20 protein-coding genes are annotated in these 16,975 nt (G+C 75.5%); 7 read left to right on the top strand and 13 right to left on the bottom strand.

Annotation, left to right across the window (positions count from 1 at the left end; genetic code table 11):
- Positions 1–17 precede the first annotated feature (17 nt).
- The 11 genes from AB0D08_RS03585 to AB0D08_RS03535 form a co-directional block, all read right to left on the bottom strand.
- Entirely contained in the window at positions 18–419 is a 402-nt protein-coding gene (locus AB0D08_RS03585) for a TadE/TadG family type IV pilus assembly protein (RefSeq protein ID WP_033824945.1), read from the bottom strand.
- 83 nt (positions 420–502) lie between these two features.
- Positions 503–895, bottom strand: a complete 393-nt coding sequence (locus AB0D08_RS03580) for a TadE/TadG family type IV pilus assembly protein (protein ID WP_158515636.1) — start codon at positions 893–895, stop codon at positions 503–505.
- Between the two features lie 14 nt (positions 896–909).
- Complete coding sequence (locus AB0D08_RS03575; protein ID WP_033824946.1) at positions 910–1,173, bottom strand: hypothetical protein; 264 nt, start codon at positions 1,171–1,173, stop codon at positions 910–912.
- Between the two features lie 40 nt (positions 1,174–1,213).
- Positions 1,214–2,098: a hypothetical protein gene (locus AB0D08_RS03570; protein WP_359886099.1), complete on the bottom strand. Its 885-nt coding sequence runs from the start codon at positions 2,096–2,098 to the stop codon at positions 1,214–1,216.
- Entirely contained in the window at positions 2,095–3,060 is a 966-nt protein-coding gene (locus AB0D08_RS03565) for a type II secretion system F family protein (RefSeq protein WP_359886098.1), read from the bottom strand. The genes AB0D08_RS03570 and AB0D08_RS03565 overlap by 4 nt, the downstream gene beginning before the upstream one ends.
- The gene (locus AB0D08_RS03560) at positions 3,060–4,643 is read right to left on the bottom strand and encodes a CpaF/VirB11 family protein (RefSeq protein WP_359886097.1); all 1,584 of its coding nucleotides are present in this window, start codon (positions 4,641–4,643) and stop codon (positions 3,060–3,062) included. The genes AB0D08_RS03565 and AB0D08_RS03560 overlap by 1 nt, the downstream gene beginning before the upstream one ends.
- Positions 4,633–5,817 (bottom strand): hypothetical protein, encoded by a 1,185-nt coding sequence (locus AB0D08_RS03555; RefSeq protein ID WP_359886096.1) that lies wholly within the window; start codon positions 5,815–5,817, stop codon positions 4,633–4,635. The genes AB0D08_RS03560 and AB0D08_RS03555 overlap by 11 nt, the downstream gene beginning before the upstream one ends.
- Positions 5,817–6,590, bottom strand: coding sequence for an SAF domain-containing protein (locus AB0D08_RS03550; RefSeq protein ID WP_051812245.1), 774 nt, complete (start codon positions 6,588–6,590; stop codon positions 5,817–5,819). Before AB0D08_RS03550 ends, AB0D08_RS03555 begins: the two co-directional genes overlap by 1 nt.
- A 67-nt stretch (positions 6,591–6,657) precedes the next feature.
- Complete coding sequence (locus AB0D08_RS03545) at positions 6,658–7,572, bottom strand: hypothetical protein (protein ID WP_359886095.1); 915 nt, start codon at positions 7,570–7,572, stop codon at positions 6,658–6,660.
- 29 nt (positions 7,573–7,601) lie between these two features.
- Positions 7,602–8,174, bottom strand: coding sequence for a hypothetical protein (locus tag AB0D08_RS03540; protein WP_359886094.1), 573 nt, complete (start codon positions 8,172–8,174; stop codon positions 7,602–7,604).
- Positions 8,175–8,359: 185 nt separating this feature from the next.
- Complete coding sequence (locus AB0D08_RS03535) at positions 8,360–9,217, bottom strand: hypothetical protein (RefSeq protein WP_158515491.1); 858 nt, start codon at positions 9,215–9,217, stop codon at positions 8,360–8,362.
- Between the two features lie 215 nt (positions 9,218–9,432).
- Between AB0D08_RS03535 and AB0D08_RS03530 the strand changes: the two genes are divergently transcribed.
- The 3 genes from AB0D08_RS03530 (at position 9,433) to AB0D08_RS03520 (ending at position 11,963) form a co-directional block, all read left to right on the top strand.
- Positions 9,433–9,888: a pyridoxamine 5'-phosphate oxidase family protein gene (locus AB0D08_RS03530; RefSeq protein WP_033820116.1), complete on the top strand. Its 456-nt coding sequence runs from the start codon at positions 9,433–9,435 to the stop codon at positions 9,886–9,888.
- 88 nt (positions 9,889–9,976) lie between these two features.
- A complete protein-coding gene (locus AB0D08_RS03525) occupies positions 9,977–10,444 on the top strand; it encodes a MaoC family dehydratase (RefSeq protein ID WP_033820115.1) in 468 nt (155 codons plus the stop codon).
- A 370-nt stretch (positions 10,445–10,814) separates the two neighbouring features.
- The gene (locus AB0D08_RS03520; protein ID WP_359886144.1) at positions 10,815–11,963 is read left to right on the top strand and encodes an MBL fold metallo-hydrolase; all 1,149 of its coding nucleotides are present in this window, start codon (positions 10,815–10,817) and stop codon (positions 11,961–11,963) included.
- Between the two features lie 56 nt (positions 11,964–12,019).
- On the opposite strand, the gene AB0D08_RS03515 is transcribed toward AB0D08_RS03520, so the two are convergent.
- Positions 12,020–12,961, bottom strand: coding sequence for a DUF389 domain-containing protein (locus tag AB0D08_RS03515; protein WP_033820114.1), 942 nt, complete (start codon positions 12,959–12,961; stop codon positions 12,020–12,022).
- A 158-nt stretch (positions 12,962–13,119) separates the two neighbouring features.
- On the opposite strand from AB0D08_RS03515, the gene AB0D08_RS03510 reads away from it, so the two are divergent.
- From AB0D08_RS03510 to AB0D08_RS03495, 4 genes are all read left to right on the top strand, one after another.
- Positions 13,120–14,031: an acyl-CoA thioesterase II gene (locus AB0D08_RS03510; protein ID WP_359886093.1), complete on the top strand. Its 912-nt coding sequence runs from the start codon at positions 13,120–13,122 to the stop codon at positions 14,029–14,031.
- Positions 14,032–14,199: 168 nt separating this feature from the next.
- Positions 14,200–14,817 carry a TetR/AcrR family transcriptional regulator gene (locus tag AB0D08_RS03505; RefSeq protein WP_082526470.1) on the top strand — a complete coding sequence of 206 codons (618 nt, stop codon included), beginning with the start codon at positions 14,200–14,202 and terminating at the stop codon, positions 14,815–14,817.
- A 157-nt stretch (positions 14,818–14,974) separates the two neighbouring features.
- On the top strand, positions 14,975–15,175 hold the full coding sequence (locus AB0D08_RS03500) for a hypothetical protein (RefSeq protein ID WP_055731245.1): 201 nt from the start codon (positions 14,975–14,977) through the stop codon (positions 15,173–15,175).
- A gap of 59 nt (positions 15,176–15,234) precedes the next feature.
- Positions 15,235–15,438, top strand: a complete 204-nt coding sequence (locus tag AB0D08_RS03495) for a cold shock domain-containing protein (RefSeq protein WP_033820110.1) — start codon at positions 15,235–15,237, stop codon at positions 15,436–15,438.
- Between the two features lie 63 nt (positions 15,439–15,501).
- Here the strand turns inward: AB0D08_RS03495 and AB0D08_RS03490 are convergent, their stop codons facing one another.
- A complete protein-coding gene (locus AB0D08_RS03490; protein WP_359886092.1) occupies positions 15,502–16,917 on the bottom strand; it encodes a DUF2398 family protein in 1,416 nt (471 codons plus the stop codon).
- Positions 16,918–16,975: the final 58 nt, after the last annotated feature.

Genomic DNA, 16,975 nt, shown 5'->3' with positions numbered 1-16,975 from the left:
TATCCCCCCTACCCCGCTCAGTTGCCGCGGTACCGGTCGATCACCGAGGTGAACTCTCCGGTGATGGTCGTCTTCCCCGGCGCGCCGTGGAAATTCATCAGGTCCCCCAGCGGGACGGCGCAACTGACCTTCGCCGTCACGGTCCTGACGTCCCCGGTGCCGGTGTGGAGCGTGCCGTACCCGAGCAGGTGGTCGCGGTCCACGGTGCACCTCACCTGCTGCTGGTCCAGCACCGCGGCCGCCGCCTCGGCGGCGGCCGTCCTCGCCCCCTCGTCGTCGCGGGAGAGCGAGGCCGCCCGGGCGGCGGCCCGCGCGGCCGCGTCCACCACCCCACCCGTGGTCTGCACCCGGCCGGCCGCGACCACGAACACCACGAAGGCCACCAGGACCGGGGCGAGCAGCGCGACCTCGACGGCCACGCTGCCCCGGTCACCACCCCGGCGGCGGAGGTGCCCCCGCCACCGGCCGTACCGTCGGTCGCTACCCGTCCGGGGCGGTGCGATCACGGAGTGCCTCCCGGCGCAGTGAAGCGTTCCCGGGGCGCACGGGCGGTGCGGACGATGGTGCGGCCGTCGACGAACGGCAGCACCGACTGGGTGCGGACCTCCACCACGTACTCCACCGAGTCGGCGTCGGAGCCGTCGTGGGAGACCCGCACCGGCCGGGCCAGGTTGTCGAAACGACCGAGGAACTCGCCGACCCGCGCGTCCCCGTCCGCCAGCGTGGCCCCACGGACCCGGCCCGCCTCCACCCCTTCGCGCGCGGCGGCGACGGCGGCCTGGCTGGCGTACCACCAGAGCGAGGCCTGCACCACCATCAGCACGATGAACAGCACGGTGGGGAAGAGGATGGCCAGGGAGATGGTGACCGCGCCCCGGTCGGACGGACGGAGCACGCGCGGGCCGAGGATCACTGTGCGGCGCTCGGGATGTCCGTCGGGATGGTGTTCTTGGCCTTGGTCGCCAGGGTCTTGACGGCCAGCAGCACGCCGCCCGCGATGGCGACCATCACGATGACGGCGAGCGCGAGTTCGATGCTGATCGCGCCGCGGTCGCCGGCCGCCCGGGCGGCGCGCAGCCGGCCGAGACGGTGGTGCAGCACGGGCGCGCCGAGCCGGACGGGGAGCAGGACCTGCAGCAGCAGGAAGGCGAGGAGGAGTCTGATCCGGGTCATGGTGTGGTCTCCAGGACGGGGCGGGGGCGGGGGACGGGCGTCAACTCGCTTGGAGCATCTGGTACAGCGCGGGGAAGACGATCAGCACCGTCATGAGCAGGGTGAGCGCCGTGCCGGGCGCCACCATCCGCTCGCTGTCGGTGTTGGCCTGGGCCAGTTCGGCGGCCAGCAGTTCGCTGCGCAGGCCCTCGGCCCGGGCCCGCAGGGTGTCGTACACGGCGGCGCCGTCGGTGCCGGAGATCCGCATGATGTCGGCGACGTCCTGCAGTGCGGTCAGGCCGAGTTCGGTGGAGAGCGCGTCCAGGCCGTCCCAGGGCGGCAGCCGGTCGGTGGCGGCGCGCTCCAGGGCGTCCCGGATCCGCCGGAAGACCGCGCCCCGGCCGACCGCGGCGGCCCGCCGCAGCGCCTCCGCCGGGCCGCTGTCGGCGGCGCGTTCCAGGGCGACCAGTTCCAGGAAGGCCGCGATGCCGTGCAGGTACTCGGTCCTGGCCTCCTTGGCCTCGCCGCTGACCACGCCGTCGGGGACGAACCAGAGCAGCGCGGCCAGCAGCGGACCGGCCACCAGCGGTACGGTGACCGGCAGTTCGAGGTCGGCCAGGGCGGCCATCGCCGAGAGGTAGCCCGGCAGGACCAGCCCGAGCAGGGCGAACAGCAGCTTGTGCGCCATGAACCGGGCCGGGGTGCGGCCGATCAGCGACAGCTGCTGGTGCGGGATCCGGACCCCGCTGCGGCCGAGCGAGCTCTCCCCGATCCGGTCGTACCAGACGGCGCGGGCGGGCGCGTTCTGCGGGCGCGGGTCGGGCCGGCGGTGCAGCCGGTCGAGGGCCTGGCCGAGGTCGGGCGGGGCGGGGCGCAGCTCCGCCGCGAGCAGGGCGACGCCGCCCGCGGCGGCGGCGCCGGCCACGATGGCCCAGGGCGAGATCACCGGACCTCCTTGAGCGGGTGGTCGCCGGCCGGTTCCGGTTCGGCGGCGGTCTGCGGGCCGTCGGCCGGGCGGCCGGCCTTGCTGCGGCGGTCGGGCTCCAGGATCCGGGGCAGCGGGGTGTGCGCGGCCAGCGAACGCATCCAGGCGATCACGGCGACGAAGGCGAGGGCGACCACCGCGAGCACGGCCTGGCCGAGCGCGGTGCCGTACGGCCGGGTGTACTCGGCGTTGAGGCTGCCGGCCACCACGACCAGCAGGATGATGCCGACCAGCCAGCGGATGGTGGTGCGGTGCTTGGCCCGGTCGGCCTCGATCGCCCGGCGCTGGCGGACCTCCTCGCGGACCGAGGCGGCCATGTCGGCCAGTGCGCGGGCGAGGCCGGGACCGCTGTCCCCGGCCCGAAGCAGCAGTGCGGCGAGCACCTTGTCGGCGGTGGCGTCGGCCAGTTGGTCGCCGAAGGCGCGCAGCGCGTCCTCGGGACGCCAGCGGGCCTGCAGCCGGGCGGACAGGTCGGAGATCTCGCTCTCCAGGGCGGCCGGGGCGGTCCGCCGGCTGGTCACGATGGCCTGGTTGAGGCCGACGCCGAGCAGCAGGACGTCGGCGAGCCGCTGGGTCCACTCGGCCAGCGCCTCCAGCCGCTCGATCCGGCGGGTGTCGGAGCGGGTCGCGCCGAACAGCCAGGGCAGTCCGAAGACCGCGGCCACCACCAGGACCGCCACCAGCGGGATCCCGGTGTACAGCCAGGCTAGCGGCGCCGCGGCGAGCGCCGCCGCGACCTGGATCCGGCGCAGCCTGGCCACCCGGGGCGCGGCCGCACCGGGGGCGCCGTACCAGAACACGTGGACCCGGCCGGCCAGCGGGTTGGGCTCGGCGGGCTCGCTCGGCGCGCTGCCGCGCAGCCCGGCCACCAGGGCGACCAGGCCGACGGCGACCAGCAGTCCGCACAGGACGTACAGCAGCATCAGCGCAGCCCTCCGATCCGCAGCGCCAGCGGGGCCGGCCAGCTGCCGTACGCGGACTGCAGCAGGCCCGCGTCGAAGCCGACCCGGCGCAGGTCGTCCAGGCAGTTCGGCGGGGTGTGCGGCACGGCCCGGGGCTCGCCGAGGTCGGGGCGCGGGCCGAAGACGGTGTTCATCGCGGGGCGGCCGGACTCGCCGAGGCCGGTGACCTCCAGCACGTGCGAGACGAACCGGTGCCGGCGGCCGCCGACCGCGGTCTCGTCGACCATCGCGACGTGCACGATGAAGTCGACGGCGTTGGCGGTCAGCCGGTAGGCGAGGGTGTCGGTCATGTGCGCGCCGTACTCCAGGCAGAGTTCGGCGATCCGGTCGACGACCATCTGCGGGCCGCGGGCGTGCAGGGTGCACATCGAGCCGCCCTCGCCGTTGGTCATCACCCGCAGCATCGGGACCACCTCGGCGGAGCGGACCTCGCCGACGATGATCCGCGAGAGCGTCATCCGCAGCGCGGCCGGGATCAGTTCACCGATCGTCAGCTCGCCGGCCGCGCGGCCGTCGACCCGCTCGCCGTTGCCCTCCCGGGCCTCCATCGGGACCACCTGGCGCAGGTGGCCGAGGGTGTGCAGCCACAGCTCGAACTCCGACTCCAGGGTGCCGACCCGTTCGTCCGGCGGGATCTCGGCGGCCATCGCGCGCAGCAGGCTGGTCTTGCCGACGCCCTGGGTGCCGGTGATCACCACGTTCTTCCGGGCCCGGATCGCGGAGGCCAGGAACGCCGCCAGGGTCTGGTCCACGGTGCCGAGCGCCACCAGGTCGGCCAGGCTCGCGGAGGCGACCCGGTGCCGGCGGATCGCCACGTACGGCCGGGGGGTGACCTCGGTGAGCGCCTGCAGGCGCATGCCGCCCTCCAGCCGCAGCGCCAGGGTCGGGCTGGCGGTGGAGAGGCTGCGCTCGCCGCCGCCGTGCTGGCGGGCCAGGTCCTGGAGCAGTTCGACCAGTTCCTCGTCGGTGTCGGCGACCGGCGGGACCTGCCGCAGCGGCTGGTGGACCTTGGAGATCCAGACGTCGTCGCAGCCGTTGATCAGGATGTTCTCGATGTCGGGGTCGTCCAGGTACGGCTGCAGCCGGCCGGCCCGGAACAGCAGGTCGAACACGGCCTCGGCGAGCGCCCGGTCCTGCTCCCGGGTGGGCGGGATGCCGTGGGTCTGCGCGTACGCGTCCGACCAGCGGGCCACCGCCTCCTCGATCAGCGCGCGGCCGCGCTGGCGGCGGGTGGCGCGGTCGACCTCCGTGTCCGAGCCGTCGTTCAGCCGGGAGAGCTGCTGGTGCAGCTCGGCCGCGACCTGGCGCTTCAACTCCCGCGCCACCTGCGGGTCGACGGCCGGCCGGGCGCCGGCCGTCGGCGCCCCGGCGGCCGGCACCCCGGCGGGCTGAAGCGCGGCCACGGCGTGCGCCGGGCGCACCAGCCCGGTGGCGGTGTGGACGGCCTGCGGGGGCTGAGCGGCCTGCGGGAGCTGCGGCTTGTCCCACGGCAGGCCCGCCGGGTCGGCCGCGGCGGCCCCCGGGTTGAGCGGACTAGCGCGCACGGAGCACCTCCCCGTACGGGCCGCTCTGCGGCGCCTGCGGCGCGGGGAACGGCGCCGGCGCGGGCGGCTGCGGCACCGCCGGCGGCGCGATGTGCGGGTTCTGCGGCTGGGTGTGCTGCGGCTGGGGGCTGTACGGCTGGGTGTGCTGGGTGTGCTGGGTGTGCTGCGGCTGCGGGTAGGCCAGCGGGTGCGGCTCGGCCGGCGGCGCGTACCGGGGGTCCGGCGGCTGCGGGTCCTGCGGCTGCGCGGGGGGCTGCTGCTGGTGCTGGTAGGGCTGGGGCTGGTAGGGCTGGGGCTGATAGGGCTGCTGGTACGGCTGGGGCTGCTGCGGCCACCCGGTGGCCTGCGGCTGGAGCTGCGGCTGGGCCTGGGCTGGCCCGTGCACGGTGCCGAGCCGTTCGCGCCGGCGGGCCGTCAGGGTCAGGATCTGGTCGACGGCGCTGCGCGCGGTCCGCATCAGCTCCGAGCGGATGAACCGGCGGTCCGCGGTGTCCCCGCCGTCCGACAGCACCCGGGCGGTGCGCGGGGCGTGCGGGAGCAGGCCGAGCGCCGGGATCCCCAGCTCCCGTGCGATGTCGGCCACCGGGTACGGCCCCTCGGCGATCAGCAGCAGGCCGAGCGCGTCGGCGCCGGAACCGGCCGCCTCCAGGTCCTCGCGCAGCGCCGCCAGCCGGGGCCGCGCGGCGCTGAGGCCGCGCAGCGTGGTCCGTGCGGTGACGGCGACCACGTCGGCCCGGCGCGCCAGGACGGCACTGGAGCCGGCCGCACCGGAACGCCCGAGGTCGAGGATGACGTCGTAGCCCTGCGGTTCGAGGCCGTGCAGCGCCTCGACCAGCGGCTCCCAGGTGTACGCCAGCCCGGGGGCCTGGGCGGGATCGGTCAGGCCGGGCAGCAGCAGCCGGTCGCCGCCGCCGTCCGGGGAGAGGTCGATCAGCTGGTCCCAGATGGACTGCGCGAGCAGCCCGCGGCGGTCGGCGACGGCCAGGTTGCGCAGCCCGTACACCGCCTCGACCCGGCCCTCGAGGGCACCCGCCAGCACGGCCCCGCCGTCCGGGTCGCACTCCGCCAGCAGCACCCGGCGGCCCGGCCGCAGCGGCCAGGCCAGCAGCAGGGCGAGGGCCGTGGTGGTGGCACCCGGCGCGCCGGTACCGCCGACGACGGCGATCACGGCCATCAGGCGCCACCCGTCCGGCTGGGCGAGGCACCGGGTGAACCGCCGGAGCCGGGGGACTCCGACGGCGCCGCGCCGCGGGCACCGGCGGCCGCGCCGCGCGGGGCGAGGATCACCTGGAAGTTGCCGCTCGACACCCAGGCGGCCAGCCGCGGGCCGTCGGCCGGCCCGACGGCCACGTCGATCACCTGGCCGCCGTCGGTGTCCACCTTGCCCACCGTGGTCACCACGGCCGTCATGGTCTCCGGGGTACGGACCGGCTGGTCCGACTTGGCGGTCGAGACGATCACCACCTGGAGTCCCGGCTGCAGCTTGGCGGCCGGCAGCTGGGTGCGCTTGGCCGCCAGCCCGACGGTCTGCTGGTCGGGCTGCAGGAGCGGTTCGCCGGTCAGGTCGGCCGACAGCACCAACGCCCCGCGGTGCAGATCGGTGGTGGCCCGCAGACCCACCACCCGGGCGCCGTCCCTGGCGTCCAGCGCCTTGAGCGCCGGGTCGCTCGCTATGTGCGCCACCACCAGGTCCTCGGCCGTGATGGTCTGCCCCGCCGGAACGTCCCGGGCCACCGCCAGCACCGCGATCCGCTGCCCGCTGCTGTTGTAGAGCACCGCACCGCCCAGCCCGCCCGCGGCGATCAGCGCCACCGCCATCGCCAGCACGGCCGGCCGCCGCCGCCGGGCGCCCAGGTTGCGCGACGGCGTGCGGGGCACCGGGCGCGCGAGGTCCGGGGCGAGCGCGGCGGTGCCGGGGCTCGGTGACGGGACGGTGCGGTTCTCCACCGGGCTGGGCCTTTCGTACGGGGCTGGGCTGGGCTGCGGGGACTGCTGGACTGTCCGGTCGCACCGGTCAGTTGAGGACCTGGACCTCGCCGACCCGCAGCGCGAGCGGCACGTCGGTGGTCCGCTGGTAGTCGAAGGAGTTGAAGACCTTCGCGCCGGTGTCGGACCGGATCACGTCCACCCGCCAGACCAGGGTGGCCTTCAGGTAGTAGGCGTCGTTGCGGAGCTTGGCCGACCCGGTCGTGTAGACGTGCGAGCAGGGCGAGGCCTTCGGGTCCATCCCCGCCCGGTAGGGGGTGCCGGCGTCCGTGCAGGTGGTGGCCTGCGCCTTGCCGTCGGTCCCCTTGTCGCCGGTGGTCCAGATGACCCTGGTGAGCTTGGCCGTCGCGGTCACGCTCAGGGCGACCCCGCGGGCGGTGGCGCTCTGGGTGCCGGAGGTGTGGGGCGTCGCGGTGTACCAGAGCCAGACCGGCATCCCCACCACGGCGTTGTCGGCGGGCGCGGCGTGCAGCTCGGGCGCGTCGAACCTGATCTCGTCGAGCGCCTGGCGGCCCAGCACGGCCGGCCGGTCCGGCGGCGGTCCGCCCGGGGGCTGCGCGAAGAAGGCCGGCGGCTTCGGCGACAGCTGTCCGTCGACTCCGCGGCAGTTCACCTCGTACAGCGCACCGTCCGCCGCGGTGTGCCCGGCCCAGGCCGGGTCGGTGGCCGGCGGCTGGGGCGAGGAACGCTGGTAGTAGCAGCCGTCCGAGGTGCTGAACCAGCCGAGGTCGTCGTCCCAGCACGGCCAGGTCTGCCCGTTCCAGCTGCAGGTCGGCACACCGCCACCGCCACCGCCCGAGCCGCCCCCGGTGGGCTGTCCCGGGCCGGGCGTGGAACCGGGCTCGGTGACGCCGACGCAGATGTACCAGTTCTTGCACGGCGTCACATCGCCGGACGGGGGCGGATCCGCGGCCGCCACGGGACTCGCCAGTAACACCAGCACGCAGGCGATCAACCAACGTGCGACCGATTTCAGCATGTCCGCCCCACTTCGCGAGAGACTTCGACAATCAGCCAGCCGGCGCTGCTCTTCCGGAGTTTCGTGGTGGACAGATATCGCGAGAGACGCTGTGCGGGATCCTTCACGGCGTGGGTGACCGGATCGGCCTGGTGCCATTCGGACACGTCCAGGCAGTCCTCGACCACCGCGGTCTGCGGGTCCGATTGCAGATCGAGTTTCTGCACCACCGGCGAAGTGCGGGCGGTGCCGATCATGACCAGATTCGCCTCGTGCAGTTGGTGCAGGCTGGCCAGGGAGTCACTGAGGGCCTGTCCGCCGGAGTAGACGCCCAGCTGGGCCCCGTCCGAATCGGAGCGGCCGAATGCGTCGAGCTTGGCGTCCCACCAGTTCTGATAGGCGCTCAGGACGGTGTCGCCGATGGCCCCTTCCGGGCCGTCCGTCGGTACCGTCGGCTCCGCACCCGAACCACTCGAAGGAGTGACCCCATTCCCATGGGGAACAGTCGCCACAGGAGTACCCAGGCGTTCCGCGGAACCGGCCGAACCGCTGCTGCCGCAAGCACTCAGCACCAGCAGCAGAGCCACCCCACCAACCCCGACCACCCCAGGGCGCAACACATTTCCGCGCTGCCGCATCGCCCCACCTCGCCGCAGCCGCCACATCCGTGACCATGGCCGCAGAACTTGTCCGCCGTCCCGCTGTGTTGCTTCGGGGCCATCGATTCTTCGCCAACCCACCCTGGCACGGCAACACCCCGGGCGCTCTGACCTTACGCGGAAGGCGGATCCGTTGGGGCACTTTCCCGCCACAGAACTGCCAACAGTTCTTCAGAAAGCGACAATCCGGCCAAGGCGCCCCGCACCGCGGCCCGATTGCGCATCAGCAGCCGTCCGCCGTCGCCCGGCAGCAGCAGCCGGGCCGACGCCCCGCCCGCCGCCAGGTCGCCCCACGCCAACTGCGCCTCCAGAGCGGCCTGCAGCTCCTCCGGACCGACCGCGGCGGCGGCCCCGGGGACCCCGTGGTCCAGTACCCGCCCGAGCGCCCAGCTGAACGACCCCTCGCCGCCCGGCAGTACGGCGTCCCGGCCGCGCCGCCCGGCCGTGTAGCGGCCGACCCGGCCCCACAGCGGGACCCGGGAGTGGGTGAGCAGCTCGCCGGCGCCGTCCTCGCGGGCCAGCGCCGCCCAGGTGTCCTTGTCGGCGACCGCGTCGACCAGCAGCAGGGTCTCCTCCTGGTCGCCGTGGACCATGGCGCTGGTCACCCAGTCCCAGGCGAGCCCGCGCCGGTAGGCGTTGTCCGGGGTGGACCCGGCGGTGACCAGGGCGATCCGGCGGCCGCGCGGGTCGGCGACCAGCTGGCCGAGCAGGCAGACCACCAGCCAGCGGGCGGGGCGTTGGGAGGCCTGGCGCAGGGCCGTGAGCATGGCGTTGGCGTCGGCGCCGGCCGGCAGGTGGCTGACCCGGCAGCCGCGGGTGCCGGCGTCGAAGGCGCGGTCGGGCAGGGTGCGGGCGAGTTCCGCCGCGCCTTCGGCCGCCCGGGCCGAGCCGGCGTACCCGCGCTCGGGCCCGCCGTCCGCGCCGATCACCACCAGTTCGATGCCGCCGCCGGTCATCCGTACCGCCCCCATCCGTGCCCGTGCCCTCGGCCTGCGCCGCTCCGTGGCCTCCGGGCCGCGCCCGGGCTGGCCCCGGCCCTGGCCGCCGCGCCGGTGCCGTCCGCCGCTCAAGCTACCGTCGCGGCGCCGCCGCCGGGTCCGCAACCAGCGCATCCGGGACCTCCGGGGGCGCGAGGACGGGACCATGGGCCCTGTCGCCGCTCCGCCGGGCGCTGCACGATCGGGTCATGGACCGTGACGAGCGCGTGGAGGAGCTGGCCGAGGCCGAGTGCCGCCGCCTGCTGGGCACCGTGCCCGTGGGGCGGGTGGTGTACACCGCGCACGCCCTGCCGGCCGCGCTGCCGGTGGTGTTCGAGGTCGCCGCGGACGGACGGCTGATGCTGGCCCTGTGCGAGGGCAGCCCCGCCTCCCGGGCCCTGGACGGCACGGTGGCCGCGTTCCAGGCGGACGCCCTGGACCCGGCGGCCCGGACCGGCTGGAGCGTGCTGGTGCGCGGCCGGGCCGAGGTGGTCCGCGACCCGGTCCGGCACGGCGCCCTGCGCGCGGGCGGCCTGGCCCCGTGGGCCGACGGCGGCGCCCCGGTGTACGTCGCGCTCGCCCCCGAACTGGTCTCCGGCCACCGGCTGCGCCCGGCCGCGCGCGCCGTCCGGGACCACGGCCGCCGTGCAGCGGCACCCTCCTGACAGGTGACCGGCGAGTAGGCATACTCTCCGACAGTCACGGCGGCGGCCCGGGCGGGCCGCGCCGCCGTAGCCCGGAGCCCCTACCCCCATGGAGCGCACCTTGACCACCTTCGCCTCCCTCGCCGACCTGGCCGCCGCGGTCGGCACCGAGCTCGGCACCAGCGAGTGGCACACCCTGGACCAGCAGCGGGTGGACCTGTTCGCCGAGGCGACCGGCGACCACCAGTGGATCCACGTGGACCCGGCGCGCGCCAAGGAGAGCCCGTTCGGCGGCACCATCGCCCACGGCTACCTGACGCTGTCGCTGATCCCCGTGCTGGCCAAGGAGTGCTACCAGGTCGACGGGGTGCGGATGGCGCTCAACTACGGCTCGGAGAAGGTCCGCTTCCCGGCGCCGGTGCCGGTCGGTACGGCGGTGCGGGCGACCGCGCTGCTGGTGTCGGCCGAGGAGGTGGCCGGCGGGGTGCAGGTGGTGGTCCGGTTCACCATCACCAGCGCGGACTCCGCAAAGCCGCACTGCGTCGCGGACACCATCACGCGCTTCTACGCGGCCTGACCGCCCGGCGGGCCCGGCCGGGGTGGCCGGGCCCGCCGGGCGCGGCCTAGGCCGAACGGTGCGCCTGCGCCGTTTCCACCGCGTGAGCAGGGCATTCGCCCGGTAATGTCCCATTCGACGGCCGTCGTGCGGCGCCGGGCTCCTCCGGTCTCCGTACGCGCCTCGGCATGCCGACCGCCGCCCAGCACGGCCGGCGGTGCCGCCGAACGGATGTCGCTCCCGTGGAGGTGCCGTGCCCCGCCCCGCCCCCTGGATCTCCCGTGCCGCAGGCCGGGCCGCCGGCCGCGCCGTCGACCTGACGCTGCAGCTCGGCGCCGAACTCGCCGACACCAAGCGGCTGAAGGCCCTGCCCAGGACCACCTGGCACCGGATGCGCACCGAGGCCTTCGGCGCCGATCCGAGCGGCTACCGGCTCTGGCGGGTGCAGAACTCCCCCAACTTCGCCGAGGGCGCCTTCCGCAACCCCGTCCCCACCCGGCGGCTGGTGTACGAGCGGTCGCCGCTGGAGGCGACCCGGGCCCAGCTGGCCGGCGACAAGACCCGCCGGGCGCCGGCCGCCGCCGTCCCGGTGCACCGGCTGCTGCCCACCGAGCTGGCCACCCGGCCGGCCTCGGGCCTGCGGCTGACCTGGCTGGGCCACGCCTCGGTGCTCGCGGAGCTGGACGGCCGGCGGGTGCTGTTCGACCCGGTCTGGGACGAGCGGTGCTCGCCGTTCTCCTGGATCGGCCCGAAGCGGCTGCACCCGGTGCCGATCCCGCTGCGCGAACTGGGCCCGGTGGACGTGGTGGTGATCTCGCACGACCACTACGACCACCTGGACATGCCGACCGTCAAGGTCCTGGCCAGGACCGGGACGGTGTTCGCCGTCCCGCTCGGGGTCGGCGCGCACCTGGAGCACTGGGGGGTGCCGACCCGGCGGATCGTCGAACTGGACTGGTGGCAGTCGGCCGAGGTGGCCGGGCTGACGCTGACCGCCACCCCGGCCCGGCACTACTGCAGCCGCGGCCCGCGGACCAGCGCCCACTACCTGTGGTCGTCCTGGGTGGTGGCCGGTCCCCGGCACCGGGTCTTCCACAGCGGTGACTCCGGCTACTTCCCGGGCTTCACCGAGATCGGTTCCCGGCTCGGCCCGTTCGACGCCACGATGATGCAGGTCGGGGCGTACAGCGACTACTGGCCCGAGGTCCACATGACCCCCGAGGAGGGCGTTCAGGCGCACCGGGACCTCGGCGGGGCCGTGCTGCTGCCGATCCACTGGGGCACCTTCAACCTGGCGCCGCACCCGTGGGAGGAGCCCGCCGAGCGGGCCGTCGCGGCGGCCAGGGCGCTCGGGGTGACGCTGGTCGCGCCGCGTCCCGGCAAACCGTTCGAGCCGGCCGACCCGCCGGCCGTGAAGCTGTGGTGGCGTCCGGTCGCGGCGATGCCCGAGGAGCCGGCCGCCCTGCGGGTGCCGGAGGACTTCACGGTCGCCGCCCCCGAGAAGCCGGCCAGCGTGGAGGACGACGGCGTCACGGTCTGACCCCGGCCGCGCGGCCCGTACCGGAGTGCCGGTGCGGGCCGCGCGCCGTACGGGCGTCAGCCGCGGCGGGCGCGGTCGCCCAGCACCAGCCGCCAGGCCCCCTGCTGGACCAGCAGGGTGAGCACGCCGGCCAGCATGATGCCGGCCAGGTTGAGCGCGAGCTGGACGGCCGAGCCCCAGGCCTGTGCGTAGTCGCCGTACGCGAGCGCCACGGCGGCGTTGGCGGCAGCGGGGACGGTGGTCACCGAGATCGCCACCCCGACCAGGGCGCCGGCCTTGGCGGAGGTCAGCGAGAGCAGGCCGACGATGCCTGCCAGGAAGGCGACCACGAAGGACATCGCGTCCGGCTGCCAGATGAACGAGGTGTTGGGCCGGGCCGAGTCGAACCCGGCCCGGGTGAACAGGCCCAGGGCGTCCATCAGCAGGGTGAAGCCGACGGTCAGCACCATCGCCACCGCGAACCCGGCCACCAGCGCCGTCAGTGAGCGGAGCGCCGGCCGGGCCCTCCACTGGACCAGCGCCACGCAGAGTCCGGCGATCGGTCCGAACTCCGGGCCGACCGCCATCGCGCCGACCACCAGGATCGCGCTGTCCAGCACCGCGCCGCAGGCCGCGAGCATCGTCGCGACGGTCAGGAAGGCGAGGTAGACGACGGTGAGGGTGGACTCCTCACGCGTGATGTCGGAGACCGCCTCCCAGACCAGCGCGTCGGCGCCCTCGCCGGGCGCTGCGCGCTCGGCCTCGTCGGCGGCGGCGGAGATGGTCAACCCGACCTCGCTGACGTCGATCGCGCCGCGTTCGCGAAGCCCCAGCGCGCGCAGGTCCCCGAGCACCTCGTCGGCGGCCTCCCGGGCCACGTCGCACAGCACCAGGTCGCCGGCGGGCCGCACGGCGCTGCCCGGCAGCAGGACCACGTGGGTCACCCCCACCACCGAGTCCAGGCGGGCCAGCACGGCGTCGCGGAGGTCAGCGGGGACGATCAGGCGTAGGTGCAGCACGGCGGCTCCGGGCGGGTAGGGACGGCGGCCTGGTCCACCGTAGGCCCACCCGGGCGGCGCCACCGGAGCGGCCTGCTGGAACACGTTGCAGGTTCTGCCCCGCCGTCGGCGCCGCCCGGGCCGGCGTACCGGCGCGGCCGGTCTGCCAGGATGATCCCGTGACGGATGCCATGAGCAAGGAGACGGCGGACCAGGACGCGGGCCGGTCGTTCGCCGATCTGCTGCGGATCGAGGAGCTGGACGAGAACCTGTTCCGCGGCCGGTGCCATGCCGGGGCGCCGATGCGGGCGTTCGGCGGCCAGGTCGCGGCGCAGGCGTTGACGGCGGCCGGGCGGACCATCGAGCCGCGCCGCCGGGTGCACTCCCTGCACGGGTACTTCCTGCGCCCGGGCGATCCGCAACGGCCGATCATCTACCAGGTGGACCAGGTGCGCGACGGCATGTCGTACGCCACCCGCCGGGTGACGGCCGTTCAGCGCGGCGAGGCGATCTTCACCCTCTCCGCCTCGTTCAAGGTCCCGGAGGCGTCCGGCGAACGCCAGCGCACCATGCCGCCGGTGCCCGGACCGGACGAGCTGCCGGACCCGTTCGTCGCCTGGGAGCGCGCCGACCCGGAGGACTTCGCCCGGGCCACCGACTTCCGCGCCCTCGACATGCGGTTCATCCCCGCCGACACCCCGGGGCTGCCCCCGGAACTCCCGGGCGTGCCGCAGCAGTTCGTCTGGCTGCGGACCGGCACCCCGCTGCCGGCCGAGGACCCGCTGCTCCAGGTCTGCGCCCTGACCTACCTGTCCGACCTCACCCTGGCCTCCACCACCGCGCTGCACCTGCAGCCGCACCGGTTCCAGCGCACCGGGCCGCCGCTGATCACGCTCGCCTCGCTCGACCACGCGATGTGGTTCCACCGCCCGTTCCGGGCCGACGAGTGGCTGCTGTTCGCCCAGCGCAGCCCCTCGGTCTCGGACGGGCGGGGTCTGGCGCTCGGCGAGTTCTACGACCGCGACGGGCTGCTGGTGGCCTCCGCGGTGCAGGAGACCCTCGTGCGCGAGCGGAGGCCCGGCGCCAGGTAGGCCGTGCCGGTGACCCCGGCCAGGGCCCGGAGGCGCTGCTCGGCGCGGCGGCGGCGAACCGCGAACGCCCTGGCCGGACCGGACGCCGACGGCGGCCGGCGGGCCCCGGGCCGCCCGGCCTGATCAGGCCTCATACCGACCCGGGCACCCGCCCCGTATCATGGGCGGGTGACCAAGGTTGACCTGTCACCACGGCCGGTGGAGGCGATGTCGCCCCGTCAGCTCGAACGGCGCCGGAGTCTGCTCCGGGCCGCCCTCGCCCTGGTGACCGAGATCGGCGTCGAGCGGCTCCAGATGAAACAGGTGTCGGAGCGCTCCGGGGTGGCGCTCGGCACGGCCTACCGCTACTTCTCCTCCAAGGACCATCTGCTGGCGGCGGCGATCGCCGACTGGCACCGGCTGCTGCTGGCCGACCTGGTGGCCGAACAGCGCGGCGCGCGCTCCGGGCCGTCCGACACCGACCGGACGATCCGCTTCGTGCGGCACGGCATGCGGGCCTACCAGCGCCAGCCCGAACTGGCCAGGCTGCGGGTGGCGGTCGCCACCTCGACCGACCCGTTCGCCAGCGAGGCGCTGCAGGGCATGGCCCGGGCCGACCGGGCGGCGCTGGACGCGGTGATGTCGGAGGTCCCGGACGCGGCCGGCGACCTGGTCCGGCACATCGTCGGCCATGCCTGGCAGGGCGAGCTGACCGCCTGGGTGACCGGCCGCGCCACCCTCGACGACGCCCGGCGGCGCCTGGAGGACGTGGTCCGGCTGGTGCTCACCCCGTACGAACCGGCCTGACCGGCCTGCCCGAACCGGCCCGGGCCGGACCTTGATAGCCCGAACGGGTGAACCCGGGCGGCCCCTGCCACCTGCACGGAGGTCTTGACTTCCAGGCCCTGCCCAGACTTAACCCGGACGTATCGACCGTTAACGCCGCCCTGTGATGCTCACTGCCATGAACGCCCAGCCGTCCGCGGCCGCGCCCGCCGCGCAGGCCCGACCCGACACCTTCCCGCTGCCCAAGCGGCACCGGCGCCTGATCGCCTGCACCGCCGTCGCCGCCTCCGTCGCGCTCGGCGCCCTCGGGGTCGGCGCCACCGTGGAGACCGTGCGCCACGGCGTGCCCGCCGCCAGCGCCGCCGCGCTGAAGTGGTGAGGCCCGTGCGGCGAGCGGATACTGCAGGTGACCATAGGTCTTCGGCCCGAGGAGGCACCATGGCTACCGGCACCGTGCGGTCGTACCACCAGGACCACGGCTACGGCTACATCGTCCCCGACGACGGCGGCCCCGAGCTGACCGTCTACTACGACTCGATCATGGGGATCGAGGACCACCGGCTGGAGACCGGACAGCCGGTCGAGTACGACGCCACCATGCAGGAGCTCCGCCCGGTCGCGGAGCGCGTCCGCCCGAAGTAGCCGCGCCCGGCAGGCGCCCCGCACCCACCCGCACCCGCTCTCGGATCGGCCCCGGCCCCGGAATCACTCCGGTCGGCCGGGGCCGCAGTCCTGCGGGCGGGAGTGACGGCCCGAGCGCGGCTCCGGCTCGGGGTCGGCGGCCGGGGCGTAACGGGCTGCGGGCGCCCGCAGCAGCCAGGCCCGGCCGGCCGGGACGATCAGCCGCATCCGCGCCAGCAGGTCGAGGACGTCCCGGCGGAAGGCCGGGCGGTCCGCCAGGTACTCGGGGCTCCAGCCGGCCCGCAGGCCGTGGTCGTCGGTGACGTCGCCGAGGGCGCCGTCTATCAGGGCGTCGGGGATCAGGACGGCCGGCGGCGCGGTGTCCTCGGGCAGCGGCCGCAACTCCTCGACCAGTGCCTGCACCAGGAGCAGCGCGGCCTGGGCGAGGGTCCCGGTCCCGGGCAGCGCGAGGTCGGTGAGCTCGCCCGCCGGGTCGATCAGGGCCACGCCCTCGGCCCGCGCCTCGGTCTGCAGGCCGAGGAAGTCGGCGAACAGCACCGCCTCCGCGCCCCGGCGACGCAGCAGCCACTCGCGCTCGGCCGGCCGGAGCTCGTCCAGCAGCACCACGGGCGTCTCCACCAGCAGCCGGCGGACCGCCAGTTCGGGTCCGGCCGCGGCCAGCGGCGCGGCCGGGGCCAGCGCCGCCGCCAGCTCCCGGTCGACCACCAGGCCGTGCGGGTCGTGGCCGACCACCTGCCAGTCCTTGAGCACGTCCAGCGCCCGCGGGTGCTCGAGGTCGGGGGCCCGGCCGTCGGCCAACGCGCCGAGCGCCAGCACCAGACAGGCGTAGGTGGCGGGTTCGAAGCCCGGCAGGGCCCGGCCCGGCAGCGGCGCCTTCTGCAGCCGGGCGTACCGGCCGGCCACCGTCAGCCGGTAGCCGAGGACCTGCTCGAAGCGCTCGGCCAGCCAGTCGGCGTGACGGCGGATCAGCGGGAAACCGGCGGCGTGCGGCCCGCCGCCGGTGACCAGCGGCTGTGCCAGCAGCAGCCGGGCCGCGGTCCGCCGCTCCACGGCCACGGCCGGCTCGTCCGGGCCGCGCGGCCGCTCCGGCTTGCGGTGCCTGCCCGAGCTGCCGCCGGCCCCGGGAACGCCCTGGTCGGCGGCGTCGCGCCGGCCCCGGCGGTAGCGCTGCGGCCGGGTGCGCAGCACGGCCGAGTGGTGGGCGGTCGGTCCGTGCCACCAGCTGGTGGTGGCCGCGGCGGGGTCGGCCGGGTCGGGGGCGCCGCCGAGGTGGCGGGCGCCGTAGAGGCCGAACGTCGCGGTGAACAGGTCGTGCGCGGCCTGCGGTGCGGCTTCGGCGAGCCGGGCGGCGAGCTCCTGGGCGGCCGGGTACAGGTCGGCCGACGGCTGGGCCGTGAGCTGCCCCGCCCCGCCCGCGCGCCCGCTCCCCGTGCGACCGCGCGCCTTCCCGGCGCCGGTCGCGTACTCGTGCTGCTCCATGTCGCCCACCAGAGTAGACGGTGGCCCCCGCCCGCCGCAGGCTCGCCCGCCCTCCCGG

The organism is Kitasatospora sp. NPDC048540 (genome assembly GCF_040651175.1).
Lineage (GTDB): Bacteria > Actinomycetota > Actinomycetes > Streptomycetales > Streptomycetaceae > Kitasatospora.
Note: the sequence above shows the minus strand (reverse complement) of the source record. Positions and strands in the feature narration are given on the sequence as shown.